Annotated in this window: 2 pseudogenes; one reads left to right on the plus strand and one right to left on the minus strand. The window is 60.7% G+C overall.

The annotated features are described in order from the left end of the window. Nucleotides 1-125, minus strand: a pseudogene (locus WP12_RS24545) (IS6 family transposase); the annotation flags it as partial. 63 nt (nt 126-188) lie between these two features. Here WP12_RS24545 and WP12_RS00035 point away from each other — a divergent pair. Continuing rightward, nucleotides 189-577: pseudogene (locus WP12_RS00035) on the plus strand (IS6-like element IS6100 family transposase); the annotation flags it as partial.

The following is a 577-nucleotide window of genomic DNA, read 5'->3' on the forward strand; positions in this document are numbered from 1 at the left end:
ACCTTGACGTAGGTTTCATCCAGGCGCCAGCTCGGATCAAAGCCACGCCGCCAGAACCAGCGCAGCCGCTTCTCCATCTCCGGGGCGTAGCACTGGACCCAGCGATAGATCGTCGTATGGTCGACCGGGCTCTGTTGCAAAAATCGTGAAGCTTGAGCATGCTTGGCGGAGATTGGACGGACGGAACGATGACGGATTTCAAGTGGCGCCATTTCCAGGGTGATGTGATCCTGTGGGCGGTGCGCTGGTATTGTCGCTATCCGATCAGCTATCGCGACCTTGAGGAAATGCTGGCGGAACGCGGCATTTCGGTCGACCATACGACGATCTATCGCTGGGTCCAGTGCTACGCCCCGGAGATGGAGAAGCGGCTGCGCTGGTTCTGGCGGCGTGGCTTTGATCCGAGCTGGCGCCTGGATGAAACCTACGTCAAGGTGCGGGGCAAGTGGACCTACCTGTACCGGGCAGTCGACAAGCGGGGCGACACGATCGATTTCTACCTGTCGCCGACCCGCAGCGCCAAGGCAGCGAAGCGGTTCCTGGGCAAGGCCCTGCGAGGCCTGAAGCACTGGGAAAA

It is taken from the genome of Sphingomonas sp. SRS2, from assembly GCF_000971055.1.
GTDB lineage: Bacteria > Pseudomonadota > Alphaproteobacteria > Sphingomonadales > Sphingomonadaceae > Rhizorhabdus.